The sequence below is a fragment of the Spartinivicinus ruber genome (genome assembly GCF_011009015.1).
GTDB lineage: Bacteria > Pseudomonadota > Gammaproteobacteria > Pseudomonadales > Zooshikellaceae > Spartinivicinus > Spartinivicinus ruber.
Map to the genome: position 1 here is coordinate 1,242,386 of NZ_CP048878.1, position 25,571 is coordinate 1,267,956.

Genomic DNA, 25,571 nt, shown 5'->3' on the forward strand with positions numbered 1-25,571 from the left:
GGTGATTATGTATTTTCTATTCATTAGGACTTATAGATAAGTAGGGATGAAGCGGATGAGAGGGTATTTGATTTATATCCCAGTTGATAGCATTAATTAGCAGTAGCACTCCAAAAAAAATAGGCATAGTGGCAATCATGATGACCCCAAAGGGTTGTGTGGTTTCAGTAGTAATACTTTCTACCCAGTTGAAAGCACCATATATTGTTCCAAACAGTAGTGATAAGAGACCGACAACAAGTTGAATACTCGCAACGTTGAAGTCACGTAGGAAGTAGTTATAGAAAACCCTTTTCAGTGTATTCCTCAGGTGTTTAATAAGAAATTCTATTATGCTTTTATTGATGCTAAGATAGCTTATTGTATTATTATAGATAGCAGGTATAGGGATATATCTAACCACAGCTTTGATTGTCCCTAATCGAAATAGTAGGTCGCTTTCAAAAAAATATCGTTTATCAAGAATTTTTACATCTATGTAATTTAGTAAGGAAAGGTGTATTGCAGTAAACCCATTGGTAGGATCCATTATATTCCAATATCCGCTGGATAACTTATTAAAAAAAGATAGGGTAGCATTGCCAAACAAGCGTATTTTGGGCATACTTTTTAAGTATGACAATTCGAAAAACCGGTTACCTTTGGTATAGTCTGCAAGACCTTCAATAATAGGCTGTATTAGAGTTCTAATTTTATTACAGTCCATTTGTCCATCTGCATCAACTTTTACAGCAATGTCACAGCCTTGTTCATAAGCTTTGAGGTATCCAGTAACTACTGCACCTCCTACTCCAAGGTTGGTACTATTATAAATAACTACAAGTCGATCATTTTTCTGCTGGGATTCAACAAATTGGCCTGTATTATCAGGGCAGCCGTCATCAACAATGTAAATCTTATCAACATAATCAGGGATGGATTTAATCACTTTATTGATGGTCTTAGATGCACGAAATGCAGGAATGACAACAGCTATTTTTTTCATGGATGATAATCAGAATAACTCATAACAACATAGTTTTTGATATCAACTAGTATTTTAAATAATAGTAATAACAAGCGATTTTATCAAAAAAGTTAGGCTATTTATTTTATAATTCTAAGCTTCATGCATTGCTACTGGTGAGGAGTAGCGAGCTATTACAATAAGCATGGTCATAAAAAATAAGGGGTGAGCAAATAATACAGCTTGGAATCAACCTGTGATTTCCCTTTTGTCAAAGAAGACATCTTATATCTATTTATCGGATATTCACTTGTATTATAGTTGTCTGCAGTGGGGGAGTTTCAAGTATTGTTGCTAGATCTAGCCAGAAAAGTTGTTTATGTAACATCATTATTATTAATCTCTCATAGATAATGTATGTTTATTGGTTTTTTCTATCAGGTGTGGGCTTTGGTTTTGTTGAAATGAACCTAAGTACAGGACAAAATAGCATTTTACTGAGATAAATCAATCGGTTAGAGGTGAGTTGATCCCTCCTTGTCATTACAATTCAGGTCACCAAACCATCAAGAATTGTACAACAAATGAGAGAGATCAACTCACTGGCCAAAGAGCGTAAAGGGGTTTTTGGCTGGCATCAAGCCCGAGTAGTACTACTTGCTCAATTTATAATTGCATTGCTGAAAGTTCGCTCGACGAACCTGACTCAAGTAGCACACGTTTTTTATGGAACGGCCTTACCTGCATCCAATTATAAACGGCTTCAGCGATTTTTAAGAGAGTTTACGCTGGACTATGATCAATGTGCTCGAGTGTTAGCTAAGTGGTTTTGCCCTGAGGATGCTTGGGTACTTTGTTTGGACCGGACTAATTGGCAATTCGGTTCATTGAAAATTAACTTTATGGTGCTTGCCGTTGCGCACAAAGGACTAGCAATCCCTTTATTTTGGGTATTATTACCAAAAAAAGGAAATTCCAATACAGACGAGCGAAAAGCTTTAATCAATCGCTTTTTGTATGTATTTGATACTAAAAAAAATAGCCTATTTAACAGCTGATAGAGAATTCAAAGGTAAGGACTGGCTGCAGTTTTTGGTTGATGAGGAAATTCCATTTTGTGTGAGAATTCCCAACAATACTCAGGTGTGGAATAAACACCGAAATCAACAATTTCCTGTTAGTCGAATGTTTGGTTTGCAACAAGGTGAACGGATGAGCTTAAACAAACAGCGAGAGATTTGGGGAATTCCTGTTTATTTATCCTGTATGATGGGTAAGCAAGGGCGAGTTATCGTTGCTACAACGATCAGCCAAAAACAGCTATCGAGCGCTACTCCATAAGGTGGTCGATTGAAACGTTATTTGGCTGCTTAAAAAGCTGAGGGTTCAATTTAGAAGCGACTCACCTAAAGCATTATGAGCGACTAGATAAGCTATTTTTTGTATTGGCATTAGCATTTGGCTGGTGCTTCACATTAGGCATTTGGCAAAATACACTTAAGCCTATCAAGTTAAAAAAGCATGGCCGGAAGTCCAAAAGCCTATTTCGTATCGGAATCGACTACTTACACCGGCTATTAGTTGAAGGAAGAACTAAAATAGAGCAGTTTCAGTGCTGTTTAAATGTTTTGTCCTGTACATAGCTTATTGAGCACTTACCACCTCGGCAACGAGGTATTGTAACAATACAACGAACTTACAAATTATTAATGCTTTCCTCTATATTGCTGGGCATGAATGTAATTGGCATAATATGCTGATAGGCTAATTAGTGTTAACAAAGACTAGCTTGAGGACAAAATCTTTATCCGTGTAAAAATCTCTGGATGATAATGATGAAACTTGTTTATACCAATGAAAATCGCTTCTTGGTCGAAAATGCAAAAAACATTTTAGAAAATAATAGTATTGATGTTCAGTTGAAAAATGAGTTTTTAGGGAGCTCAGCCGGTAGTTTGCCACCGATGGAGACTTGGTTGGAATTATGGGTAGTCGATGATCGTGATTATGATAAAGCACTTAAGTTAATCGAGGGGTCGTTTGATGGGACCTCTGAGTCTAGATGGATGTGTGAGAGGTGTGGTGAAATGAATGAGGGGTCGTTTGATATCTGTTGGAATTGCCAATCTGACCATAATCAGTAGGTTACACCTAATCAATTTGCCTCTAGCCGATTGATTTTTATCAACTATTCACTCTTTTGTCCTGTACATAGCTGTACATAGTTGCATGACTTAATCTCTTCTTTCCCTATATGTGTTTGTATGGCATTCGTGATCAATTTTTAACCATCTTTGTGAAGACTATCTCAGATTAAAACTTGATCAGATCAAATTTTAATCTGTATGTGAACTCGATCACGCTTAAAGATCTTTAAGTGATTAATATCTGATCACTTTTAATTGTGCGCGTTGAGTTTAAGGAGAGTCTACATGGCAAAGAAGAGTCTTAAGTATTTTTTAGGGGTCTTAGTATGTACTTCTGCAACCCTAAACCTTGCTTATGCTAATGAAGTCAGCCTTACACCTAATAGCAACGGTGGAGGGGTTTTGCCATCTGGCTATGATAAAATCACCTTTAAACTTTATGATGGTAACTGGACTAAAAATATAACCTTACCAATGACTCCAGCTAATGGCTCTCAAGTTGCCATAAGCTCTAACGCTGGATTCAAATCTTATTTAGATACAGGCTCTGTAGGCATCCCATTAAAAGAGATTGTTATTTCAAGAAATGATAGTTATTCATTTACTTATAGCAATAATAAAAACTCCTGGGTAATTAAGGGAAACAATATAAGCTACTTAACTCCAAATGACAGTGGAGCCGTTATCCCAAATAATCCAACTAAAGTAACTTTCTATAATTTATCAGATGGTAACTGGGCGCGTAAGATAACATTACCAAGCCAGGCTTCTGATGGTGATTATGTGGTTGTTAGGTCAAATGCCACATGGAGTGCTCAAATAAACTCATCTAATCAACTATATAAAAGTACGACTCTCCTAAAAACGGGCGACGAATACGTATTCAAGTTTGATAAAAGCTTTCAGAAATGGTTATTAGAAAAAGCGCCAGTGCGTTCTTTAACGGCTAAAGATGCAACTAGCCACATGTCTTCACCAACTTCTCCACGTACAAAAGTAAAATTTTATGATGGCAACTGGGTACGTACTCTTCATCTTCCAACTGTTGCAGGCAATAGAGACAAGGTAGTTTTGCAATCAAATGCTACATGGACGGCGACTATTGATGGGGCAAATATTAATAATTACCAGTCCTTGAAATTAAATACAGGGGATGAATACGAATTAACTTACATTGCTGAAAATGAGCAATGGGAAGTAACTAAAAGCCCAGTTAAGGTTTATCAGGCTAAAGAATTGGTCAATGGCCGAGTACCCCAATTAGTTAGACCAAACTCAATCATTGAGTTTAGTAAAGGTAACTGGGTTCGTGATTTATATTTACCATACCCTTCACCTAAAAATACTCGTGTAACGGTTAAAACTGATGCTGAATGGTCTTTTAATGTTCATGGGATAAATAATAACAATGATAATACAGTGAACATTGAAAATGGGCAGACGGTTTCATTTAAGGTTGATGAAAACGGCTTGTGGCAACAAGAAACCCTAGTGATTGATATATTGATGCTCTATAGCGACAAGGTAGCTTCAAAGCTAGGGGAGAGTGCTGCAAGGGCTAGAATGTTTGAAAGTTTCAGCTTAACTAATGAAGCTCTTGAAAACTCTGGTGCAAATTTTCGCTTGAGAATGGTTGGCCTTAAGAAAGTACAAGCTAAGAGCAATTGGCAAAAACTAGGTGATCCCCTAAGTGAGCTGCGTAACGACAAGCTGGTACAGTCTTGGAGAAACGAGCTAAAAGCAGATGCCATATATTATGAGGGAACCGAAGATGGTTGTGGATTAGCTTGGGTCGGAGCTAGCTCATACAATATGGTTGGAACAGGCTCAATAAATTGTGGCACGACTGTAATGCGCCATGAGTTTGGACACAATATGAGTCTTCACCATGGGGTTAATCATGGTGATACAAATGGCAACTATGCTGTAGGTTATAATGTAGTTAAAAGTGTGATGGGTGGTAATGCAACTCCTTTCTATGCCACGCCGAAGCGCTTCTCAGAAGCCCACGGTATCCCTATGGGTATCGAGGGACAGATAGATGCAGTAAGAGCAATGAATGAGTTTTCATCAAAGGTAGCTTCATACCGTTAAAGGTTGATAGCTCAATGAGTAAAGAAAAGCTGGCAGGAGTTCTAGTTGTTTCAATAGCTATAGTGATAGGGGCCTTTTTAGGCCTCTCAATCACTCAAACTCCTGATCGTAATAGCAGTACTAATAGCGAGCTCCCTCCAGCTATTTTTAAAAACAATGAGTCAACTCCTTCAGTTTTAACAAATCTACCTGCTAGTAATGCAGCAAAGAGTTCGCCCACCTCAATTGCAACCACCACTGTTGTTCCAGTATTAACTCAACCTGCCGAAATAGAATCTGTAAAAAAAGAGTTTGATTATCTCAGTGACCGGCAACTTCATGATGGCCGAAGCTTCATTCGTTTTGAAACGCAAGCATTAAATCAATTTGAAGTAGGGCATGCCTTTCATATTTCATTTATTGATGCTGGACAAAAATATACAGGTAAAATTAGCTCAATTACTGAGTTTGAAGGTATAAAGCGTATCACAGGTACCTTTGATGGTTTACAAAAAGGGCAAATCAATCGATTCAGCATGACTATCTCAGATGATGGCAGTTATGTTTCTGCCAACTTTTCTCCTGGCATAGAGTCTTATACCCTAGAAGCAAAAAATGGTCTTGGTTGGATAAATAACTTAAAAAATGAAGAAGATTTTCTTCATGAGTCTGAAGAAGAAATGTCTCAATTAAAATAAGTTATATTTCATTAATTTATACTTGAATATAGTCAACTTTGTTAAGGTTACCATTCATAGTTTGGATGATATTTATTATCATCTCCGGCCTCCTCAATAAACATTCCATAATGCCTGTTAATCATCTCAATGCCTTGGTGTCCCATTTGGCTTGCTATCCAGAATAGGTTTTCATTTCTCGCTATAAGAAGACAGGCGTAGATATGCCTAGTTTGGTATGGATTACGGTAGCGCAGTCCGCTTTGTTTATCGCAGGAATTGAATGTTTGTATAAGGCACTTAACTAATTGATTTTAATGATAAAATTTCCAAAAATATACTGAGTGCGAATTGAGTGCGAAAAATATTACAAATCTATTTCAATGAATGAGTGGTTAAAAAGAAGCCCTTCAGCAGCTGGAAGTAAGTGGTACTTTGCGAGATAACTTCATGGAATCTATAATACACTATCATGGTACAACATCCAGATAAACGCCAGGAATATAGACTCACCGCTCATGAGGTAGTCTATATTCAAACCTCAGCCGCTTCTGTAGACAATACTGAACCCTCCAGAATTATTATTAGTAATAGCCTCGATATTTCCGCTAATGGGATGAGAATCACCAGTAGCGAAGACTTAGTAATTGGTAGCATTTACCCTACTTGTGTACAACTGGAGTCACCAAGCTGTCGTTTGCAATTGGTCACTGAAGTTAAGTGGTCAAAAAAGCTTGAAAGTGGAAATGAGTATTCAATTGGTTTGGAGATATTCGAATCTGATGGAACCGATATTCAGAAATGGAAGGAGATAATAGCTGAGCGTTGTAATTTATAATTACAGTAATCTGATGGTTTTTTAGTGAAACTATTAGGAGTAAAGATGATAATTGAGTTTTTAATTTATTCTATACAATTGTATGTCGCAAATTGATGTAAACGCTAACAAAATACTGAAGGGTGATATCAATCAACTGCTTAACTTGTTGAGTATCATCAGTAGTAGTGAGTTACCTTTACCTAACACCCTTGATCCTATTTCCTCTTTCGATATTTTATTGCCGATACTTTCTGAACTAACATTAGATGCCCCTAGTGATGGAATAGAGTTACAGGTAATGATTGATAAGTCACTGTACTTAAAAAAATCCGGTATAACATCTGAACTTAAAATAAGGCTAATATTGGCAGAAAGACTGTTTCTACATATCGTCAATCAAACCTGTTTTGATAAAGCCCTGACTAATATAATTTTGTCTTTACACTTACCATTTCTTATTACGGCTCTTGTTGATGATACCTTGTACTGTAATAGGAATCACCCTATGCGGTGTCTGGTAGATAATATATTTAGTCAAGGTACTACTTGGTATCCTCAACAGGGTAAAATTTCTAGCTCGTTTCCCGAACAACTTAAAAAGATCATTTCGGCCATAACAGCTATTATTCCTCAGAATACAGCTGGAATTACTGCTTATCTAGATACTCTTGCTAAATATCAACAAGATTTTTTTCTATATCTATCTGATGAAATAAAGCGAGCTAAAAATATTGAGATGAGAACTTGCAAAGCCGAAGCTGGTTTAGCAATAATTGCTCATGCTCAAAAAAAAGTTATCAATATTATTAATGAAAATCTTGCTCAACAAATGCTTCCTGAAGATATTGCAGAATTTATACATAATATTTGGAAAAATGAATTTCAGTATATACTGATCAATCAGGGAGAAAAATCGATAACTTGGAATAAGTGGGTATCTATACTCAAAAAATTACCTCATGTTTTTCAACCTCAACAAGAGCTACAAAATCAGCTCTATGATGATATAATTCTTATACTTCAAGACATAAGCTTACCAACAATCCCTAATACTTGTTCTATGGATGAATATCAGGAGTTTATTGATACTCTTGAAATGTATTTAATGCAGAGGTTAAAAGGAATAGAAATTACTTGTATTGAAGTTAAAGAGCTAACAGTACCTGGTGAGGTTGAAAATATTAAGACAACTGTCAGTAAATCATTAAGTCAAAAAGCAATATCGTTTAAGGAGAATGACTGGTTTTTGTTTTCAATCACAGACGATGAAACTATTCGCTGTAAATTAGCATTAAAAATGTTGGATACAGAGCAACTTTTATTTGTAAATCGTTATGGGCATAAAGTCATGCAAAAGAGTTTTGATGACTTTGTTATCTGTATAACATCAAAAATAGCTAAGCCATTGTCAGTTGCTCCGCCATTTAACTTATCTTTTGTGCAAACAGTAGATGATTTGATTAATTATTATGAAAGTAACCTTGAAAGGGCTAAGCAGGAAAAAAATAAGCAAAATGAGATAAATGCTCGGCTTGAACGTGAAAGGAAGGAAAGAATTGAAGCAGAGGAACAAATCAAAAAAGCTGCTGCCATAAAAGCGATAAAAGAAGCTGAGGCATTAGCGAAAGAGAAAAAATTACAACAGAAAAAATCTCAGGAATTGGCGGAGTCATTATTAGACCAGTTGTCTATAGGTTCTTGGCTTGAAATACCTAATAATGATGGCATTTTGACTCGTTGTAAGTTAGCCGTGTGTATCAGCTCGTCTGGAAGATATATTTTTGTAAATCAAGTCGGTATTAAAGTTATTGAGTATTCCTATGAGGCTTTGCTAGAACTGTTCGTTGGGAAGCAAGCTAAAATACTTAGTAAAGGAGAAAAGTTTGAGGATCAATTAGCTAAAATTGTACAGCAACAAAGAAATGATGTTGTTTAACTTTACCTAATTATCACTATACCTAAGCCATTAACTGCTGTATATTTGAACAGCATGGAAACTTAATTGAGAAGGTATAAATAATGGCTATCAACAAAGTTCAATTTCAAAAAGGCCTGAGTTTAAACGAGTTTCTCAAACAATATGGTACAGAAGAACAATGCTTTAATACCTTATACAAATTGCGATGGCCAGAAGGTTTTCAGTGCCCCAATTGTGGATACGACAAATGCTGTCAACTCACTACTAGAAAGCTTCAGCAGTGCTATAAATGTCACCAGCAAACATCTGTAACTGCAGGTACTATCTTTGAATCAACCAAATTACCATTAAAGACTTGGTTCCAAGGGATGTATTTGATCTCCCAAGACAAAAAAGGTATATCAGCCATAGAATTACATCGCCATTTAGGTATTTCCTATCAAGCTGCCTGGAGAATGAAACATAAGCTCATGAAAGTGATGCAAGAAAGAGAAGGCACCAAGCAATTGTCGGGTTTTATTGAAATTGATGATGCCTATCTTGGTGGTGAGCGTACAGGTTGCAAAAGAGGTAGGGAGCAGATGGGAAAATACCTTTTGTAGCAGCCGTAGAAACAACAAAACAAGGTCAACCGACACGAATTAAACTGAGCATTTTAAAAGGGTTTAATAAAGAAGAGATAACGGCTTGGAGTAGGCAGAATTTGGCCAAGGGCAGTACCGTAATCTCCGATGGACTGGCCTGTTTTAATGGTGTCATAGAAGCAGGTTGTCTTCATGATAAAATTGTATGCGGTGGTGGTCGTGCATCAGTAGAGGAACCTGAATTTTATTGGGTTAACACCATCCTTGGAAACTTAAAAAGTGCTTTACGTAGTACTTATCATGCTATTCGCGCTAAATATGCACAACGTTATCTTGCTGAATTTCAGTATCGATTTAATCGAAGATTTAGCTTAGTAGAATTTATTCCTAGGCTAGCATTTGTAGCACTGAGAACACCTCCACTACCAGGTAAGCTACTAAATATAGCTTAGGTATGATGATAATTAGGAAAATTTAAGCTATCATATAAAAAACTTGGATTATTTTTAAATTTTTAGAGGCTCCCATTAAAATGTATAGTTGAGCTTGTTTTGTTTAAATAATCAAAAACAGTGCTCTACTACCAATGAATAGAGCACTGTTTTTTAAATCCCGCCTTATACTAGGGATTTTTTCGTGAAAAAACAGACTTAAATAAAGTACCAATACCTAGCAGGATAAAAACACCAAACTTTTTAAGGAATAATAAAACTGCAGCAAGCAAACCAGTTTTAGCTAAAACCTTTCCAGCAACTAAGGCACCTAAGCCATACGCAGCAACTTTATCAATATCAGGATTAAAGTCACTATACTTGGCATCTTGATCAAATTCTGCTAGGGCTAATACAGAATCTAATTTGGACTCAATCAAAGGTTTCTGTTCCATGCCGGCGATAAAATTCAGTACTAATACGCCTTTTCTACCTAGCACACGAATATTGTAGTTAAGTGTATTGCCATCTTGACCATCACCAAACTTAATTTCCTTTGCCCAATGGAGTTTATGAGATGTTTTATCATAGTAGGGATTTGCAGCCCAACCAATTAACTCGATGGACTCATAACCTTGCTTAGCTCGTTCTTCACTGGCTGCCCGGGTATCCTGCTTCATTTGCTGAAGCAGCTTAGTGTAATCAATATCATCGGCATCTTCATCTGACACATAGCCATCTTCTTCATACTCAATAGTCACTGCCCAAGAGCCACTATCAAAAGGAGTTATATCAGCAGGGAGTAGCATGCCCAATGTGGTTTGGCCAGGGGGGTTGCCCCAAACTTCGACTAAAACTTTTTCTGCATCCTGGGGATTCAGATAATAAAAGTCCTCTGGTACATTTAAAGTGGCTGAGGCACCAGGTAATTTAACTTTACCTGTTTGTCTGTTAAGAGATTCCCAAATATTTTTTGCCCAAGCAACATACTTTTCTTGTTCTGGAGATAACTCCTCTTTACCGTTGGCAAAAGAAAATTTTGATAAGACTAAAATTAAAAAGCTAAGAAAAGTTTTTACTGTGATTGTCATAATGCAATTATACCAATCCTGTTTATTAGCTTGTTAAAACAGCCCAACATCTGGAGCACAAGCTTTTAATGTTATTTTTCTTATTCACAAATACATTCCATGCCTCACAACAAGACTCAACAATATCATTGAAATTTTTAAAACAACGATTTGCCAGTGAATCTTCTCTCAGTTTTTCCCATATCCGCTCTACCGGGTTAAGCTCTGGGGAAACGGGTGGTAAATTTAATAGCGTGATATTCGCAGGTATTTCTAGGCGATGAGTCGTATGCCATGCCGCTTGATCAACGATAACCAGTCCGTGTCTTCCCTTAGAAATGGCTTTTGAAATTTCTGTTAAGTGCAACCTCATTGCTTCTGTGTTAGCAATAGGTAATACAAGAGCCACTCCTCTATCTTTAGCAGGACACACAGCGCCAAAGAGATAAGCTGACTCAAACTGTTGTTGCTTTACCACTCGTGGACGCGTACCTTTCTCTGCCCAAATACGCGTACAGGTATTTTGCTGACCCACTCTGGCTTCATCTTGAAACCAAATATCAACTTTATCTGGAGAAACGCATGAGGGAAGTACTTTTAAGGCCTCTTTTTCAAAGTTTTTTTAAATGCTTGCTGTTTATCTGGGCTATGATTAGGATGTTTAGATCTTGATGTAATCCAAGAAAGTCCTGCTTTATGCAATACCTCATAAATACTACTTAAGCTGTAGTCTATATTAAATTGTTCCAGCAGCAACTGTTGTATGTCTTTACCCTGAACTCTACCGCCTTGACGATGGTTTTGTAAGGTAATAACCGCTGCTTTAAATTCATTATATTGTGAAGGACAAAGAAACGGTTTTTTTCCTCTACCGGGTTGTTCATAAAGTCCTTCAAGGCCATCTCGTCTAAAACGGTTGAGCCAGTCCTGAATGGTATTGTTTGATTTCCTTAATGCTCGTGCTATTTCAGTTTGAGACCAACCTGCTTGTAAATGAGCCATCGCTAATAAGCGAAGCCGTGTTCTTGGATGTGGCTCTCTGTTCAGTAAGGCATCAAAGTCGTAGTCATACAATTCATCTGGAATAGAAGCAATCCTTGCCATTATTAAATTCCTAGTCAAATTAAGTGAAATACTGTGACCAGGTATTTTACAGATTATTTACCACGATTGGTATTAGAGAGAAATTTCTCGTGTGAATTTCGTGTGAATTTGGTACCCACTTCTAGACAAAACCTCACCCTGTAAGGTTTTCAGGTAATGTTCTAAGTGGTTGATTTTAAAGGGATTTTAGTAAATTTAAGGTGAGTGGAAGTGGTGGAGGCGGCGGGAATTGAAGTTGATGTCATAAAAGCGTAAATATTTATTCTATAAAGCTATTTATAGTCTACTGTAACATTAGGGTGAAAAATGGGGAAGGTAATTCCTCCTACTTTACACATTTAGACCTGCCTAGAGTATTGATTTCATTTAAATTTTTAGCAGGTTCAAACTATTCTAATCAGTGTAAAAGATGAATCAACATCTGGCCAATTTGGTGAGATAAAAAGTGCTTCCTCACCAAATTAAATTCAAAGATCTAAGTACTAATACCTAGGTCTACGCTGTGGGCGGCTGTTAGATTTTGGTTGAGCCTGATTCACTTTCATATCCCGGCCTTGCAAGTTACTACCATTCAAGCCTTTGATGGCGGCGTCCGCTTCTGAGTTATTCTCCATTTCGACAAAGCCAAAGCCTTTAGACTGGCCAGAATCCCGGTCAGTAATCAGCGTTACATCTGCTACGGTACCATAAGCGGAAAAGGTTTCTTTTAAATCTTCGGCTGTGACATTGTATGACAGGTTGCCAACGTACATTTTCATGAATGCTTCTCTATATAATGTGTGTTGATAGGAATCACTCTACCAGCAGCCAACCACACAAACTGCTTGATAGAGAACAAGGATTGACAGGTTCATGGAAACAGCAAAGATTTACAGTTCTGAAATTTCAGGAAAGAGAAAGTAGCGGATAGGTTCGCTAAGCTTCTATCAAGACAGGACTTACTAATGAACTTAGTCAAGTGCTGATACTACCATGCTTTGACAACATTATCTCTTATAATTTTTGATATAGTGCAGCGTTGATTTTTGTTCTATCTGTGTAGTCAGATTCTTGGAAAAAATGTAATAAAATCAGTCAATTAGACTTTTGTATCGCGTTGATTAAACTTCGGGTGGCTGTTAGTATCTCCTCTAGCTTGCTAAGCACGATTTCTTATTTCAATCGGCTAGTATATAACCTGGAGTTCTATATGAGTGTTGATCAAAGTCCTTATTCAGTTCCTAATACCAATCTAGAAGCTGACTCCTCAAAAGATAATGGAATATTGCAGTTACCAAGACTCAGTGCATGGGCAGTATTTTTATTAGCAATTTTTACATGTGGTATTTACGTCTATGTTTGGTTGTATACAAGGACAAAAGTAATCAATACTGTTTGTAGTAATAAAAAAATTTCAACTGAGCTAACAAATACAGCTATTTCGATATGTATAATTGACTACCTAATGACTATTTATATGATGGTTTTTGTGGAAAGTACTAACAACGGCTTAATCATGCTAGAAAACCTAATTGGTATAGGCTCAATAATTAGTACATTTATTTGGATATATGCGATTAGAGATAGACTGCATATTATTGAAAATGTTTCTAAAGATAGCGAATTTTGGATAGGTGGAGGATTAACCTTTTTATTTGGTGTTATTTATCTACAATGTAAGATCAACCAAATGATTGATGGTAGACAATCTTAAAAATAGTTTATAAACCCAGCTAACTTTAGCTGGGCTTATCTTTTAGTATTAGACAAGTTAAAAAACAAGCAACTAAAATAGTTTGGCCGAAACATCTGCGAATCCCTGTTTCCGCTGGTATCTTTCTCCGCTTTGCTCAATAAACGCGCCATAATGTCTGTTAAGCATTTCTATTCCTTTATGGCCTAAGCCAGAATAGGTTTTCATTTTGATCAATCATAAGACAGGCAAAGTTATGTCTTGTTTGGTACGGGTTTCTATATCGCACACCTGACCTTTTAATGGCTGGCATCTTTGGTTGTTTATCATTTGTTCGTGGCATATAAGGTTGTGGGCACATGATTATATTAAAAAAATGGTCTTTATTTTCCCTTTACTCCACATAGCTTCTATCTTCATTAAATACACTCAAAACAGAATAATAGCTGTTTTCAGTGTTAAATTGTTTAGGTTGAATCTCATGGAGTCTACATCTAATAGTTGGCTTATGTTTGACTCTTATAGCGTTTTCTAATCCTATTAACGGGGCTAGTTTATTTAAGGTTAACACTTCAATTAAACCACCATTTTCAACTGAAGATCAAAAAGGTTTTTTTGATTATTTGCTCAAAGAGTTATTTAACCGGTTAGACATTAAAGTTGAGTTGATCAGGTTGCCAGCGGAAAGAGCTTTGCATATGGCAAATGATGGGGTGAGTGATGGTGAAATCCCACGAATAGCAGGACTACAGAAAAAGTATCAAAACCTGATACAAGTTCCTGAGTCAGTAATTGACTATCACTTTGTAGGTTTTATGCGGCAACCTGTTATTACTGACATGAAATGGGGTTCACTCAAATCAGTAAAGGTCGGAATGATTATTGGTTGGAAAATTTATGAAAATAATGTCCCTCCTAGCGCTGAAATTACTAAAGTATCTTCTCCTAAACAATTAATGCAAATGGCTAACTATGGAAGGGTTGATATTGCATTATATGAGCGTTATGCCGGTAGGTATATTATTAAACATCATCATTTCAAATTACTTGCTGAAAGTAAACCACCGCTCGCCATTAAGCCAATGTTTCTTTATGTGCACAATAAACACAAAGCAATAGTAAATCTTCTAGCCAAGGCATTGCGCAAAATGAAAACTGATGGAACTTGGCACAAAATTGCAAATGATACATTGCATTAAAATGAATAGAAGGTTACTTTATCAAAGATACCTCACCACAAACACTTATAAGTCTTCCTAGCCACCGTATTGCCTGAAGTTTAAAACAACATCATTTTGCTCCAACTTATTTTAGCTGGGTTTTATCTTTTAGTATTAGACAAGTTAAAAAACAAGCAACTAGAATAGTTTGGCCGAAACATCAGCGAATCCCTGTTTCGGCTGGTATCTTTCCCCGCTTTGCTCAATAAACGCGCCATAATGTCTGTTAAGCATTTCTATTCCTTTATGGCCTAATTGCCCTGCAAGCCAGAATAGGTTTTCATTTTGAGCAATCATCAGACAGGCAAAGCTATGCCTTGTTTGGTAAGGGTTATATCGTACACCTGACCTTTTCATGGCTGGCATCCAACCTGTCATCCTTAGTTGTTTATCATTTGCCCATGGCTTATTTTGGGTGGGGTGGTGGAATACATAGGCATCTTTGTTAAGCGTATAGTTAGCCTGGTCTACGAGGATATAGCCTTCTCTAAAGTTTACTTTTTCCCAAGTAAGTCCGATCAGTTCGCTAGTACGCATGCCAGTGAAGAAAGCTGTTGTAAAAATATTTCTAACCTGGCCATCCATATGAGATAAGATTTGCTCAATTTCCTTGATGTTGAATGGATCGCATTCATACTCACTTTCTTTGGCTTCCTTGACAATCTCCTGGTCAATATCAATGTCGTCAAGAGGGCTACGCAGTATGACTTTATCTGCAACAGCCTGCTTAAGTACCTGCTTAAGGGGAATTAGGTTGTTAACAATGGTTTTACGCTTACAAGACAAGCTTTTATTATACATCCACTCCCTTATGTGTTTTGGCTTAAGCTCCTGAACAGGTGTATCACGGAAGTAGGGCATCAGTTGACCTGTAATAGACTTTGTGTAATTTCGAGCCGTGCTTTTCTCCTTAAGCTTATCAACTTTTTGCAAGTACTCTTCCAGCAAGTCTCCTACAGTAACACTGTCATGGTATGTTTCACCGAACAGGGCGCATCGTTTTGAATCAGGAAAGTGGTTGGAGTACTTAAATGTTCGACGCTGAATTTCGTAAATTATTGACCCACGTTTACTGTCGGCATAAACAATGTCTTTCTTGATATCATTAGTAAAGTGCTTCTTGTGGGTAGGTGTTTCTAACTTAGATATTTTTCTGCATGTAATCGTTTCGCGGCATTTGACTCCTTTGTAAGAAAAATAAATCCTGCAGCTAACGGTAGACTTAAGTACTCGAAGCTCTAGGCCAGCAGGAGCTTCGATGTTTTTAATGATTTCGTCAATTTCACTCATGGTGGTTTATCTATATGTATAAGTACTTTTTGCAGCAAAGTTATTCACTTCTTTGAGGTTAACCCAGATAACACCATCTGCTGCCTTCCGATATTCACAACCTTCTTTCCATATGCCCCTACTTTTTTTATGGTAGAAGGCATTTGCAGTATCACCTGATAACTCATAATATTTTTTTAGTTTAACCCACTGTAACATGTCTTGATCTAGCCCCTGTATTTCGTGGTCAGTATGTTCGTAAAGGTAAGCGAAATTTACCCAAAAATTACCATCAGCTGCTTTTCGATATTCTCGTTCTTCTAACCATTCTCCTTTGTTTCTTCGTTGGTTAAACTCAATAACGCTTACATTGAATAATTGCCGATATTTAGTAGCTCTTATCCACTTAAGCACGACACTCTCCTTAACTCATTACCCCAATAAAGGGTTGTTTGGCTTTATTACTTCTACAGAAGTCTGTTTCAAGCTCGTCACGCAGTATAATTACATGCTTAGGTGCGCTAACACTTAGCTTTGCCTGCTTCGTTGATTTAGATAAACTCTCCCTATTAGTAGGATAGGGGTAAACAGTTATCTCATGATTCAGCTTTAGGGGATGGCCAAACTCAATATCCTTAATACTCACTTTCCCCCGATGTAAAGTAGTGAGCGTTACTCCTCCAACACTCCTTGCTCGCAATACCAGCCGGTAATCCCCAACCTTCAGGGATTCACCGACACGACGCATAACAGTCAACATAATTAAACAGCTCCTAAATAGTGCACATAGAAAACACCTTGAAAATCTTGAGGGGGTGGCATTCCTGATTTTTTACAGTCATTTTCAATACTTCTGATTTGTTCAAAGCCAGGTCAATTGATGATAAATATTTTCCTGCTCCTGGCACGTTCATCAAATGGTGTACACCTCAACCTGAAGATTTGGGATTACCTGAGCCAGAAACGGCTTACCTTGAAGCATGCAAACACGCCCATGAGCTTAACCCTGGCAAAGCCAAATGGTCACACCAAGCTGTATACGAAGCAGCAAAACAAACCGGTTTCTTTGAATTAAAGTCAATGGCAGAAAAACACATACTGCCTGTCTTCACGAGAAACTACGACATTATCACCAAGAAAATACTCAAGGGTGAGCCAATCAGTGATATACCCAAAGCGTTACCTGGCCAAGTACAACAAACCATTGCTGAGCGAAACAAGGCTTACCACGATCAACAGCAACAACAATCCATTCAACAAGCAGGCTTAAACCACTTAAACAATAAAACAGATGCCATGGCAGCAATTAAGGGAATGTTAGGCAGATGAAAAAAGAATTGCTTCGCCAATCGATTGTTGGTCGGGAGTAAAGCGGCGAAGCAATATGATCAAGAGTCGTACATCAATAAGGTTACCGAGCACAGCACTGAAACGATTGGCGGCACCAAAGCCATTGAGGCAATGGGAGCTCTTAAACTCCATTCCGGTGGTACAGCTGAATTAGCCGCTATTGATAATTTAAAGGTAGCTACAGGCAATGATAGTCATACTGTCGTAGGTAACGATATGCAAGAGCATATCAACGGGATTAAACACAGCCTGGCCAAACTGAAGCAAATCGCCCAAGTCAAAGACGGCGGCAAAGTCTGGTTGGGGAATGAAAGTGACAATGTGTTGCAACTGCTGTCGGAATTTATGACAGTGGTTGAGCAGGCTTTTTTAGACTTATCCACCCATGGCCATACGCCTGCTGGACCAACTAATAAACATAGCCTGATACAGCAGGCGGGTAGTGTTAATCATCAGAATAGTAATTTAATGGAAATGCTTTAGTTTAATTGAAAAACCCGCGTTTAGTTTGAAAGTGCCCAAAAAATAGATATTTTGTTGGTTGAGGTGAAAAGCTAGTAAGTTCTTTAGATAGTAAAATCAATCAAGCTTACTTTAGTTATGTGACAATATAATTTACAGTCCATGAGGATAAAAATTACTTAATGTGAAGCGATAATAGGTAATTGGTTAGTGGTATAAATATTGCCTATTATAAGAAGCTTCAATTAGTTTGGCTGGTAGTTATCTTATAAAGTTTTGAGGTGACATTATGGCTTTTTTTCGAAAAGATGACCTTGATAAAGATCAAGCATATTTAGCTAAACGTGATGATAGGTGTTTTAAAGGAAAAAATGGCTGGTTTTTTAAAACAAGAGAAGGTAAAACTTTGGGTCCCTATGACTCGAAAGAGCAGGCTTCGGAAGGAGTAAACCAGTATTTGGATTTTTTATTGAATTCACACCCTGCAACCTTAAAGTTATTCTTTAGTTTATAATGAAATTTTTTATATAAATTGTTACCATTAGTTTTATCACTTTCTTTTGGTGACAGTATGTACTGAATTGAAGAGAAATTATGCCAGTTTTTCTATGGCGATATCCTCTGTAGACGTCATTCTTTTTATATTCAGTCCTTCAGCAGTTACTATTTCTCCTGAACTGATTCCCGTACAATAAGCCCTTAGAAACTCAATCTCTCCTGTATACTCTATTTCTACTTTGTTTGATAACATTATTGACGTCTTGTGTGTAGGGCCCACTTCTTCAACAATTACACCAAACTTATCTATCAAATCTTTATAAACAAGCATAAATGCAACTTTTTGTTTGGGCGGTGTAACAAAGTGAAGCCAAACTGCAGCATTTAGCTTTATTAAGTGTTTTGCTTTTTTTGAAATTTTAGGTTCAAATTTTCTTTGAGGTTTGGGGGTTCGCAATAACTTAAAGAAAAAACCGCGTTTTTCTTGGTCTAACAGGTCTGTATTATTAGTTGGGATGTCAATGAATTCAGAGCGAGGAATTTCTCCTAGCTTATAAAGTTTGAGGTGTTTTACTGGAAGTTTTTCTGACATAGGCCTATACATCTTTACTTCAATGGCTATAACTAAATCATCTTAGTAGATTTCTATAACTCAAGGGTACATCAAATACGAATTAAATGCGCGTTTTTTTTATAGGCTTTAAATTGGATATTGAAAACATTTCTTAATAAGGAAGGAAGATTTCAAGGCTAAAAAAAGCTACTATATTGTAGTATAAGTCTCTTAAATAGTTTTAAGTTATATGTGGCAATAGTATAATCTCATATCGGAATACAGCAAGGGGCATAGCCCCTTTATTACTACTTACGGAGCGGCGGCTTTTGCTTGTAAAAAATTAAACAGGCTAATAGTAACATCAGGAATAGTGATAGTATTTTAGGCTCAGGAACTCTAATTAATCTAACAATATAACTACCATTTATATTATTTGAAGTCCAAGTGTTATCAGGGTTAAGGGTAAGGCTATTGCCGCTAGGGGGAGTAGGTGGGATAACGGTATCAATAGAGCTAAAGTCAAGTGTAGATAAAGTAAAGTTTGATAAGTTAATAAAAGCCATTGCGTTGATAATAGTATCGACGGGAGTATAAATACCTGGTATACCTTCCATGTCAAAAAAAGCCCAGTCAACTAAGGGTTGAAAACCAGTTCCATAATTTGAGTCAGAATTATCGACACTAAACATGCCTGATAAAAGCATTGGGTTATTGGTATCTGTTACTTGGAATAGTAAGAGCGCTGAAAACCCCTTTATTGGAATAAAGAGAAAGCTAGATACTAATACACTGCAAAACAATAACTTTTTGATTGATTGTAATGCGTTCATTTCTGCCGACCTATGTATTGAAGTTATTTAATCCGTTTCTCTGTATGACGCAAATGTTATACCAGTACCAGTTAATCGAGGAGATAGAAGGAAGTTGATGTACAAATACGATTAGTTTGTATAAAATATAAACATAAGATCGAGTATTGCTACAAGATAATTTTTTATAACTTTGTTTAGTTTATATGGGAAAATGATGGCTATACGAAGTGATGACAATCCTAGTCAGTGTAATATATATTCAAAAAGACTAAATGGTCGTTATTATCAATCAAATCACAAGTGGTATTTTTATACAAGAGAAGGCCCAACTCTTGGACCTTATTCTAATAAGGAATCAGCTAAACAAGGTCTTAATGATTATTTGGATTTTTTGACTCTTGCATCATTTACGACACTTGAACTTTATTTTAAATATACACAGAAGAATAAGTCTTAAGTATTATATCTAATTGACTTTATCCTAATAAAATTGAATCTACTGTTATGTAAAGGCTGAATGGATATTATTTATATAAATGTAGTTGTAGAATAATACGTGTAGACTTATTTTTAATAAAAAAGCCACAGAAATGTGGCTTTATATGCTTAGAAAATAGAGGAAATCATAAAAGTGGTCAGTTGAATGAATATTGCGGTCTATATACCAAGAGTTAGCCTTCAACTCTTGGTATACCTCAAAATTTATTCTTCAAAGCCACAAGTTGTAGCATGGAATACGCCATATACAGAGCCTGATAACCCTGTAAACGTAAAGCTATCTGATGTGGTCCCTTCGGCTAATGGGTCATGTATTTGTGGGTATTGACCAGGTGCAACAGTAAACTCATTCTGTCCGTTACGAGGTAATATCTCACTACCTACATAAGCATGGGTTTCGGCCAATGAGTAGGGGGCATTGGTAAAATAGGAAACTGTTGCTGTACTTCCATCGTAATTAACAGTAACTGAACCGACCAGTGTCCCTTTATTTAAATCACATTGACCTGCTGCTGCCCATAACTGGAATGTGTGAGAGCCAACAGCTAAGGTGCCATTACTCCAACCCCAGCGATTAAAATCAGTGGTGCCATTGCCATCTTCATCAATTGTTAAGAAACAAACTGAAGGTGCTTGGTCATCGGTTGAGTCGCTATCAGCAGCATTCCATGCAAATGCTGTTTCACAGCTATCACCATTTCCTCCTCCGGTTTGGTCGCAGGCACAAGTTAAGGTGAACTCAGAGTAGGTTGCCCAGTTGCCTTTATCGACAATAGGTGACCCATCTGACCAGCCCGTTTGTGTTTCATATCCACCACTTCCGTTGTCTTTTCTTAGTGCAGCATGTGCAGCTAGCTTAAAGACTTGATCATCCTCTGGGCATACAAACTGTAGTGTGCTCAGTGGAATTGATTCAGTATAACTGGTTTGCCCTGTGATATCTCCAGAGTGGTAGGGGAAGTTACCAGGAATAGGGTTACCTTTTCGGGTTTGAGGCATATCAGCTAAGCTTCTGCCAACCCAAACATGTGTCTCAACTAATTCCCAACCACCTGTAGTGCTATAGGTAACATCAAGATTATCTCCATTGACGGTTACAGAGACTGTACCCGCATCAATATTCTGTCCTGCATACAAGGTGAATGTTTGCGTACCACTTAAATCATCTGTTTGTACACAGGCTGCGTGTACCGAAAAACTGAGATTCAGTAAAGCCATTAAAAAGATAAACTGCATGGTAAAAAAACGATATAGTTTCATAGTATTAGCATCCTTGAATTGGTATTAAGTCCTTTATTTTGTGCATAGTTAAATTAGAAATAATTTGTACTTCTCTGTACTTCATTCAAAGCGAACACTTTTACAAATTTCCCTTATTAAATAAAGCCATGTATTTTTACACGCTCATAAAATTAACGTAAAGTTTTTCCTAATTATCACTATACCTAAGCCATTAACTGCTGTATATTTGAACAGCATGGAAACTTAATTGAGAAGGTATAAATAATGGCTATCAACAAAGTTCAATTTCAAAAAGGCCTGAGTTTAAACGAGTTTCTCAAACAATATGGTACAGAAGAACAATGCTTTAATACCTTATACAAATTGCGATGGCCAGAAGGTTTTCAGTGCCCCAATTGTGGATACGACAAATGCTGTCAACTCACTACTAGAAAGCTTCAGCAGTGCTATAAATGTCACCAGCAAACATCTGTAACTGCAGGTACTATCTTTGAATCAACCAAATTACCATTAAAGACTTGGTTCCAAGGGATGTATTTGATCTCCCAAGACAAAAAAGGTATATCAGCCATAGAATTACATCGCCATTTAGGTATTTCCTATCAAGCTGCCTGGAGAATGAAACATAAGCTCATGAAAGTGATGCAAGAAAGAGAAGGCACCAAGCAATTGTCGGGTTTTATTGAAATTGATGATGCCTATCTTGGTGGCGAGCGTACAGGTTGCAAAAGAGGTAGGGGAGCAGATGGGAAAATACCTTTTGTAGCAGCCGTAGAAACAACAAAACAAGGTCAACCGACACGAATTAAACTGAGCATTTTAAAAGGGTTTAATAAAGAAGAGATAACGGCTTGGAGTAGGCAGAATTTGGCCAAGGGCAGTACCGTAATCTCCGATGGACTGGCCTGTTTTAATGGTGTCATAGAAGCAGGTTGTCTTCATGATAAAATTGTATGCGGTGGTGGTCGTGCATCAGTAGAGGAACCTGAATTTTATTGGGTTAACACCATCCTTGGAAACTTAAAAAGTGCTTTACGTAGTACTTATCATGCTATTCGGGCTAAATATGCACAACGTTATCTTGCTGAATTTCAGTATCGATTTAATCGAAGATTTAGCTTAGTAGAATTTATTCCTAGGCTAGCATTTGTAGCACTGAGAACACCTCCACTACCAGGTAAGCTACTAAATATAGCTTAGGTATGATGATAATTAGGAAGTTTTTTGTAGTTGAGAAGAGGAACTAAAACAGGAACGACGTTTTAGTTGATGGTTAGTAATAGTCTTAATCTCAGATATAAACAATCTATCTCTTAATTTTTTGAAGAATTTTTATGAATAAGTAGCAGCCTATTATACCAATCCTGTTTATTAGCTTGTTAAAACAGCCCAACATCTGGAGCACAAGCTTTTAATGTTATTTTTCTTATTCACAAATACATTCCATGCCTCACAACAAGACTCAACAATATCATTGAAATTTTTAAAACAACGGTTTGCCAGTGAATCCTCTCTCAGTTTTTCCCATATCCGCTCTACCGGGTTAAGCTCTGGGGAAACGGGTGGTAAATTTAATAGCGTGATATTCGCAGGTATTTCTAGGCGATGAGTCGTATGCCATGCCGCTTGATCAACGATAACCAGTCCGTGTCTTCCCTTAGAAATGGCTTTTGAAATTTCTGTTAAGTGCAACCTCATTGCTTCTGTGTTAGCAATAGGTAATACAAGAGCCACTCCTCTATCTTTAGCAGGACACACAGCGCCAAAGAGATAAGCTGACTCAAACTGTTGTTGCTTTACCACTCGTGGACGCGTACCTTTCTCTGCCCAAATACGCGTACAGGTATTTTGCTGACCCACTCTGGCTTCATCTTGAAACCAAATATCAACTTTATCTGGAGAAACGCATGAGGGAAGTACTTTTAAGGCCTCTTTTTCAAAGTTTTTTTAAATGCTTGCTGTTTATCTGGGCGATGATTAGGATGTTTAGATCTTGATGTAATCCAAGAAAGTCCTGCTTTATGCAATACTTCATAAATACTACTTAAGCTGTAGTCTATATTAAATTGTTCCAGCAGCAACTGTTGTATGTCTTTACCCTGAACTCTACCGCCTTGACGATGGTTTTGTAAGGTAATAACCGCTGCTTTAAATTCATTATATTGTGAAGGACAAAGAAACGGTTTTTTTCCTCTACCGGGTTGTTCATAAAGTCCTTCAAGGCCATCTCGTCTAAAACGGTTGAGCCAGTCCTGAATGGTATTGTTTGATTTCCTTAATGCTCGTGCTATTTCAGTTTGAGACCAACCTGCTTGTAAATGAGCCATCGCTAATAAGCGAAGCCGTGTTCTTGGATGTGGTTCTCTGTTCAGTAAGGCATCAAAGTCGTAGTCATACAATTCATCTGGAATAGAAGCAATCCTTGCCATTATTAAATTCCTAGTCAAATTAAGTGAAATACTGTGACCAGGTATTTTACAGATTATTTACCACGATTGGTATTAATTGCTAGTGTTACTGTAGGTTTGTGCTGTTCAAACATTGCACAGTTGTCGTGTTAAAGTCTTATGAAATTTAGGTTACTTATTTTTACGACAGTCTTTCAAAGAGAGCTGCAGGCAGTCGTTGCATGAGGTTTGAATCCAGAAGGCTGGAAAAAAGCACTCATCCTCCCCACCTGCGGGTTTTGTGTCATAAAAAGTTTGTGAAAAGTTAGTTTGAACAGTTGATAGCTGCAATAGCTTGTGAAATAAGGAGAGTAGGGTGATGTGGTTCATTTCATGAAATGAAATTATATCTAGTGTAATTCAGGTTAGTTCAGATATCGTGTAATTGATTTATAATTTGCTGTAGGAAAGAAAATATTTTAATGGCTTTAAGTGAAGTGTTTGTTTGATTTAAATACAGTAATAATAGAGTGGTATGACAGTGATATGATTTATTACGTTGTGGCCTTATTTATTAATATTGACTTCTTCAAACGAGTAGTTTGAGGGTTAGTTTACATGTCTAGATCTTCAAGGGCTTACTTATTTGGAGAGGGTTTGATAATAGTCTAAATGTAACAGTTAACTAATCTGTTATTAGTTGATTATCGAAACTTAACGAATATAGCTGCGCCAGGTTAGCCAAGCATAAGTATTGTAATTTGTATGACAGGGATTGCAGTATGATAAAAAACATACAAAACCTTACCTAATTATCATCATACCTAAGCTATATTTAGTAGCTTACCTGGTAGTGGAGGTGTTCTCAGTGCTACAAATGCTAGCCTAGGAATAAATTCTACTAAGCTAAATCTTCGATTAAATCGATACTGAAATTCAGCAAGATAACGTTGTGCATATTTAGCCCGAATAGCATGATAAGTACTACGTAAAGCACTTTTTAAGTTTCCAAGGATGGTGTTAACCCAATAAAATTCAGGTTCCTCTACTGATGCACGACCACCACCGCATACAATTTTATCATGAAGACAACCTGCTTCTATGACACCATTAAAACAGGCCAGTCCATCGGAGATTACGGTACTGCCCTTGGCCAAATTCTGCCTACTCCAAGCCGTTATCTCTTCTTTATTAAACCCTTTTAAAATGCTCAGTTTAATTCGTGTCGGTTGACCTTGTTTTGTTGTTTCTACGGCTGCTACAAAAGGTATTTTCCCATCTGCTCCCCTACCTCTTTTGCAACCTGTACGCTCGCCACCAAGATAGGCATCATCAATTTCAATAAAACCCGACAATTGCTTGGTGCCTTCTCTTTCTTGCATCACTTTCATGAGCTTATGTTTCATTCTCCAGGCAGCTTGATAGGAAATACCTAAATGGCGATGTAATTCTATGGCTGATATACCTTTTTTGTCTTGGGAGATCAAATACATCCCTTGGAACCAAGTCTTTAATGGTAATTTGGTTGATTCAAAGATAGTACCTGCAGTTACAGATGTTTGCTGGTGACATTTATAGCACTGCTGAAGTTTTCTAGTAGTGAGTTGACAGCATTTGTCGTATCCACAATTGGGGCACTGAAAACCTTCTGGCCATCGCAATTTGTATAAGGTATTAAAGCATTGTTCTTCTGTACCATATTGTTTGAGAAACTCGTTTAAACTCAGGCCTTTTTGAAATTGAACTTTGTTGATAGCCATTATTTATACCTTCTCAATTAAGTTTCCATGCTGTTCAAATATACAGCAGTTAATGGCTTAGGTATAGTGATAATT

25 protein-coding genes and 4 pseudogenes are annotated in these 25,571 nt (G+C 37.1%); 14 read left to right on the top strand and 15 right to left on the bottom strand.

Going from position 1 to position 25,571, the window contains the following annotated elements:
- Nucleotides 1-16: 16 nt before the first annotated feature.
- The gene (locus G4Y78_RS05760; RefSeq protein WP_163832126.1) at nt 17-985 is read right to left on the bottom strand and encodes a glycosyltransferase family 2 protein; all 969 of its coding nucleotides are present in this window, start codon (nt 983-985) and stop codon (nt 17-19) included.
- A 545-nt stretch (nt 986-1,530) separates the two neighbouring features.
- Between G4Y78_RS05760 and G4Y78_RS31860 the strand changes: the two are divergent.
- From G4Y78_RS31860 to G4Y78_RS05800, 7 genes and pseudogenes are all read left to right on the top strand, one after another.
- Nucleotides 1,531-2,589 (top strand): annotated as a pseudogene (locus G4Y78_RS31860) (IS4 family transposase).
- A 189-nt stretch (nt 2,590-2,778) separates the two neighbouring features.
- Nucleotides 2,779-3,090, top strand: coding sequence for a putative signal transducing protein (locus G4Y78_RS05775; protein ID WP_222937647.1), 312 nt, complete (start codon nt 2,779-2,781; stop codon nt 3,088-3,090).
- A gap of 288 nt (nt 3,091-3,378) precedes the next feature.
- Nucleotides 3,379-5,187, top strand: a complete 1,809-nt coding sequence (locus G4Y78_RS05780; protein WP_163832129.1) for a zinc-dependent metalloprotease family protein — start codon at nt 3,379-3,381, stop codon at nt 5,185-5,187.
- A 14-nt stretch (nt 5,188-5,201) separates the two neighbouring features.
- Nucleotides 5,202-5,864, top strand: a complete 663-nt coding sequence (locus G4Y78_RS05785) for a hypothetical protein (RefSeq protein WP_163832130.1) — start codon at nt 5,202-5,204, stop codon at nt 5,862-5,864.
- Nucleotides 5,865-6,315: 451 nt separating this feature from the next.
- Nucleotides 6,316-6,681, top strand: coding sequence for a PilZ domain-containing protein (locus tag G4Y78_RS05790; protein WP_163832131.1), 366 nt, complete (start codon nt 6,316-6,318; stop codon nt 6,679-6,681).
- Between the two features lie 82 nt (nt 6,682-6,763).
- Nucleotides 6,764-8,599, top strand: a complete 1,836-nt coding sequence (locus tag G4Y78_RS05795) for a DUF1631 family protein (RefSeq protein WP_163832132.1) — start codon at nt 6,764-6,766, stop codon at nt 8,597-8,599.
- An 83-nt stretch (nt 8,600-8,682) separates the two neighbouring features.
- A pseudogene (locus G4Y78_RS05800) lies at nt 8,683-9,617 on the top strand (IS1595 family transposase).
- A 170-nt stretch (nt 9,618-9,787) separates the two neighbouring features.
- On the opposite strand, the gene G4Y78_RS05805 reads toward G4Y78_RS05800, so the two are convergent.
- The 4 genes and pseudogenes from G4Y78_RS05805 to G4Y78_RS05820 all read right to left on the bottom strand — a co-directional run bounded on the left by G4Y78_RS05805 (nt 9,788) and on the right by G4Y78_RS05820 (nt 12,528).
- A complete protein-coding gene (locus tag G4Y78_RS05805) occupies nt 9,788-10,687 on the bottom strand; it encodes a DUF2167 domain-containing protein (protein WP_163832133.1) in 900 nt (299 codons plus the stop codon).
- A 25-nt stretch (nt 10,688-10,712) separates the two neighbouring features.
- A pseudogene (locus G4Y78_RS31290) lies at nt 10,713-11,240 on the bottom strand (IS630 family transposase); the annotation flags it as partial.
- 23 nt (nt 11,241-11,263) lie between these two features.
- Nucleotides 11,264-11,770, bottom strand: a complete 507-nt coding sequence (locus tag G4Y78_RS31295; protein WP_163831121.1) for an IS630 family transposase — start codon at nt 11,768-11,770, stop codon at nt 11,264-11,266.
- Between the two features lie 482 nt (nt 11,771-12,252).
- Nucleotides 12,253-12,528, bottom strand: coding sequence for an RNA recognition motif domain-containing protein (locus G4Y78_RS05820; RefSeq protein ID WP_163832134.1), 276 nt, complete (start codon nt 12,526-12,528; stop codon nt 12,253-12,255).
- A 431-nt stretch (nt 12,529-12,959) separates the two neighbouring features.
- Between G4Y78_RS05820 and G4Y78_RS05825 the strand changes: the two genes are divergently transcribed.
- On the top strand, nt 12,960-13,463 hold the full coding sequence (locus G4Y78_RS05825) for a DUF4234 domain-containing protein (protein WP_163832135.1): 504 nt from the start codon (nt 12,960-12,962) through the stop codon (nt 13,461-13,463).
- Between the two features lie 72 nt (nt 13,464-13,535).
- Here G4Y78_RS05825 and G4Y78_RS31300 read toward each other — a convergent pair whose 3' ends face one another.
- The gene (locus G4Y78_RS31300; protein ID WP_268935054.1) at nt 13,536-13,670 is read right to left on the bottom strand and encodes a hypothetical protein; all 135 of its coding nucleotides are present in this window, start codon (nt 13,668-13,670) and stop codon (nt 13,536-13,538) included.
- 284 nt (nt 13,671-13,954) lie between these two features.
- Here G4Y78_RS31300 and G4Y78_RS05830 point away from each other — a divergent pair, with 284 nt between their 5' ends.
- The gene (locus G4Y78_RS05830; protein WP_163832136.1) at nt 13,955-14,641 is read left to right on the top strand and encodes a substrate-binding periplasmic protein; all 687 of its coding nucleotides are present in this window, start codon (nt 13,955-13,957) and stop codon (nt 14,639-14,641) included.
- A 159-nt stretch (nt 14,642-14,800) separates the two neighbouring features.
- Here the strand turns inward: G4Y78_RS05830 and G4Y78_RS05835 are convergent, their stop codons facing one another.
- From G4Y78_RS05835 to G4Y78_RS05845, 3 genes are read right to left on the bottom strand one after another with little or no spacing between them, the layout of a single operon-like run.
- Complete coding sequence (locus G4Y78_RS05835) at nt 14,801-15,952, bottom strand: tyrosine-type recombinase/integrase (RefSeq protein WP_163832137.1); 1,152 nt, start codon at nt 15,950-15,952, stop codon at nt 14,801-14,803.
- A 6-nt stretch (nt 15,953-15,958) separates the two neighbouring features.
- Nucleotides 15,959-16,345: a hypothetical protein gene (locus G4Y78_RS30745; protein WP_222937648.1), complete on the bottom strand. Its 387-nt coding sequence runs from the start codon at nt 16,343-16,345 to the stop codon at nt 15,959-15,961.
- 10 nt (nt 16,346-16,355) lie between these two features.
- Nucleotides 16,356-16,691 carry a hypothetical protein gene (locus tag G4Y78_RS05845; protein ID WP_163832138.1) on the bottom strand — a complete coding sequence of 112 codons (336 nt, stop codon included), beginning with the start codon at nt 16,689-16,691 and terminating at the stop codon, nt 16,356-16,358.
- A gap of 98 nt (nt 16,692-16,789) precedes the next feature.
- Here G4Y78_RS05845 and G4Y78_RS05850 point away from each other — a divergent pair, with 98 nt between their 5' ends.
- From G4Y78_RS05850 to G4Y78_RS05860, 3 genes are all read left to right on the top strand, one after another.
- On the top strand, nt 16,790-17,260 hold the full coding sequence (locus G4Y78_RS05850) for a replication protein P (RefSeq protein WP_163832139.1): 471 nt from the start codon (nt 16,790-16,792) through the stop codon (nt 17,258-17,260).
- Between the two features lie 27 nt (nt 17,261-17,287).
- Nucleotides 17,288-17,764, top strand: coding sequence for a hypothetical protein (locus G4Y78_RS05855; protein ID WP_222937649.1), 477 nt, complete (start codon nt 17,288-17,290; stop codon nt 17,762-17,764).
- 268 nt (nt 17,765-18,032) lie between these two features.
- Nucleotides 18,033-18,257 carry a DUF6316 family protein gene (locus G4Y78_RS05860; protein WP_163832141.1) on the top strand — a complete coding sequence of 75 codons (225 nt, stop codon included), beginning with the start codon at nt 18,033-18,035 and terminating at the stop codon, nt 18,255-18,257.
- A gap of 78 nt (nt 18,258-18,335) precedes the next feature.
- On the opposite strand, the gene G4Y78_RS05865 is transcribed toward G4Y78_RS05860, so the two are convergent.
- The gene (locus G4Y78_RS05865) at nt 18,336-18,833 is read right to left on the bottom strand and encodes a hypothetical protein (protein WP_163832142.1); all 498 of its coding nucleotides are present in this window, start codon (nt 18,831-18,833) and stop codon (nt 18,336-18,338) included.
- Between the two features lie 269 nt (nt 18,834-19,102).
- A complete protein-coding gene (locus G4Y78_RS05870) occupies nt 19,103-19,627 on the bottom strand; it encodes a hypothetical protein (RefSeq protein WP_163832143.1) in 525 nt (174 codons plus the stop codon).
- A gap of 196 nt (nt 19,628-19,823) precedes the next feature.
- Here G4Y78_RS05870 and G4Y78_RS31630 point away from each other — a divergent pair, with 196 nt between their 5' ends.
- Complete coding sequence (locus G4Y78_RS31630) at nt 19,824-20,066, top strand: DUF6316 family protein (RefSeq protein WP_408022091.1); 243 nt, start codon at nt 19,824-19,826, stop codon at nt 20,064-20,066.
- 245 nt (nt 20,067-20,311) lie between these two features.
- Here G4Y78_RS31630 and G4Y78_RS05875 read toward each other — a convergent pair whose 3' ends face one another.
- Nucleotides 20,312-21,367, bottom strand: a complete 1,056-nt coding sequence (locus tag G4Y78_RS05875) for a hypothetical protein (RefSeq protein WP_163832144.1) — start codon at nt 21,365-21,367, stop codon at nt 20,312-20,314.
- Between the two features lie 246 nt (nt 21,368-21,613).
- Here G4Y78_RS05875 and G4Y78_RS05880 point away from each other — a divergent pair, with 246 nt between their 5' ends.
- On the top strand, nt 21,614-22,549 hold the full coding sequence (locus G4Y78_RS05880) for an IS1595 family transposase (protein WP_163830705.1): 936 nt from the start codon (nt 21,614-21,616) through the stop codon (nt 22,547-22,549).
- 171 nt (nt 22,550-22,720) lie between these two features.
- On the opposite strand, the pseudogene G4Y78_RS31305 reads toward G4Y78_RS05880, so the two are convergent.
- The 3 genes and pseudogenes from G4Y78_RS31305 to G4Y78_RS05895 form a co-directional block, all read right to left on the bottom strand.
- A pseudogene (locus G4Y78_RS31305) lies at nt 22,721-23,248 on the bottom strand (IS630 family transposase); the annotation flags it as partial.
- Nucleotides 23,249-23,271: 23 nt separating this feature from the next.
- Nucleotides 23,272-23,778, bottom strand: coding sequence for an IS630 family transposase (locus tag G4Y78_RS31310; RefSeq protein WP_163832145.1), 507 nt, complete (start codon nt 23,776-23,778; stop codon nt 23,272-23,274).
- A gap of 782 nt (nt 23,779-24,560) precedes the next feature.
- Nucleotides 24,561-25,496, bottom strand: coding sequence for an IS1595 family transposase (locus G4Y78_RS05895; RefSeq protein ID WP_163830705.1), 936 nt, complete (start codon nt 25,494-25,496; stop codon nt 24,561-24,563).
- Between the last annotated feature and the right edge of the window lie 75 nt (nt 25,497-25,571).

Excerpts from the sequence above, each read along its gene's own strand:
- G4Y78_RS05835 (WP_163832137.1), bottom strand. The coding sequence starts at position 15,952 with ATGAGTGAAATTGACGAAATCATTAAAAACATCGAAGCTCCTGCTGGC.
- G4Y78_RS31630 (WP_408022091.1), top strand. The coding sequence starts at position 19,824 with ATGGCTATACGAAGTGATGACAATCCTAGTCAGTGTAATATATATTCA.
- G4Y78_RS05795 (WP_163832132.1), top strand. The coding sequence starts at position 6,764 with ATGTCGCAAATTGATGTAAACGCTAACAAAATACTGAAGGGTGATATC.
- G4Y78_RS05805 (WP_163832133.1), bottom strand. The coding sequence starts at position 10,687 with ATGACAATCACAGTAAAAACTTTTCTTAGCTTTTTAATTTTAGTCTTA.
- G4Y78_RS05880 (WP_163830705.1), top strand. The coding sequence starts at position 21,614 with ATGGCTATCAACAAAGTTCAATTTCAAAAAGGCCTGAGTTTAAACGAG.
- G4Y78_RS05780 (WP_163832129.1), top strand. The coding sequence starts at position 3,379 with ATGGCAAAGAAGAGTCTTAAGTATTTTTTAGGGGTCTTAGTATGTACT.
- G4Y78_RS05875 (WP_163832144.1), bottom strand. The coding sequence starts at position 21,367 with ATGAAACTATATCGTTTTTTTACCATGCAGTTTATCTTTTTAATGGCT.
- G4Y78_RS05825 (WP_163832135.1), top strand. The coding sequence starts at position 12,960 with ATGAGTGTTGATCAAAGTCCTTATTCAGTTCCTAATACCAATCTAGAA.
- G4Y78_RS31295 (WP_163831121.1), bottom strand. The coding sequence starts at position 11,770 with ATGGCAAGGATTGCTTCTATTCCAGATGAATTGTATGACTACGACTTT.
- G4Y78_RS05775 (WP_222937647.1), top strand. The coding sequence starts at position 2,779 with ATGATGAAACTTGTTTATACCAATGAAAATCGCTTCTTGGTCGAAAAT.
- G4Y78_RS05895 (WP_163830705.1), bottom strand. The coding sequence starts at position 25,496 with ATGGCTATCAACAAAGTTCAATTTCAAAAAGGCCTGAGTTTAAACGAG.
- G4Y78_RS05870 (WP_163832143.1), bottom strand. The coding sequence starts at position 19,627 with ATGAACGCATTACAATCAATCAAAAAGTTATTGTTTTGCAGTGTATTA.
- G4Y78_RS05865 (WP_163832142.1), bottom strand. The coding sequence starts at position 18,833 with ATGTCAGAAAAACTTCCAGTAAAACACCTCAAACTTTATAAGCTAGGA.
- G4Y78_RS05760 (WP_163832126.1), bottom strand. The coding sequence starts at position 985 with ATGAAAAAAATAGCTGTTGTCATTCCTGCATTTCGTGCATCTAAGACC.
- G4Y78_RS05790 (WP_163832131.1), top strand. The coding sequence starts at position 6,316 with ATGGTACAACATCCAGATAAACGCCAGGAATATAGACTCACCGCTCAT.
- G4Y78_RS31300 (WP_268935054.1), bottom strand. The coding sequence starts at position 13,670 with ATGAAAACCTATTCTGGCTTAGGCCATAAAGGAATAGAAATGCTTAAC.
- G4Y78_RS31310 (WP_163832145.1), bottom strand. The coding sequence starts at position 23,778 with ATGGCAAGGATTGCTTCTATTCCAGATGAATTGTATGACTACGACTTT.
- G4Y78_RS05820 (WP_163832134.1), bottom strand. The coding sequence starts at position 12,528 with ATGAAAATGTACGTTGGCAACCTGTCATACAATGTCACAGCCGAAGAT.
- G4Y78_RS05785 (WP_163832130.1), top strand. The coding sequence starts at position 5,202 with ATGAGTAAAGAAAAGCTGGCAGGAGTTCTAGTTGTTTCAATAGCTATA.
- G4Y78_RS05845 (WP_163832138.1), bottom strand. The coding sequence starts at position 16,691 with ATGTTGACTGTTATGCGTCGTGTCGGTGAATCCCTGAAGGTTGGGGAT.
- G4Y78_RS05860 (WP_163832141.1), top strand. The coding sequence starts at position 18,033 with ATGGCTTTTTTTCGAAAAGATGACCTTGATAAAGATCAAGCATATTTA.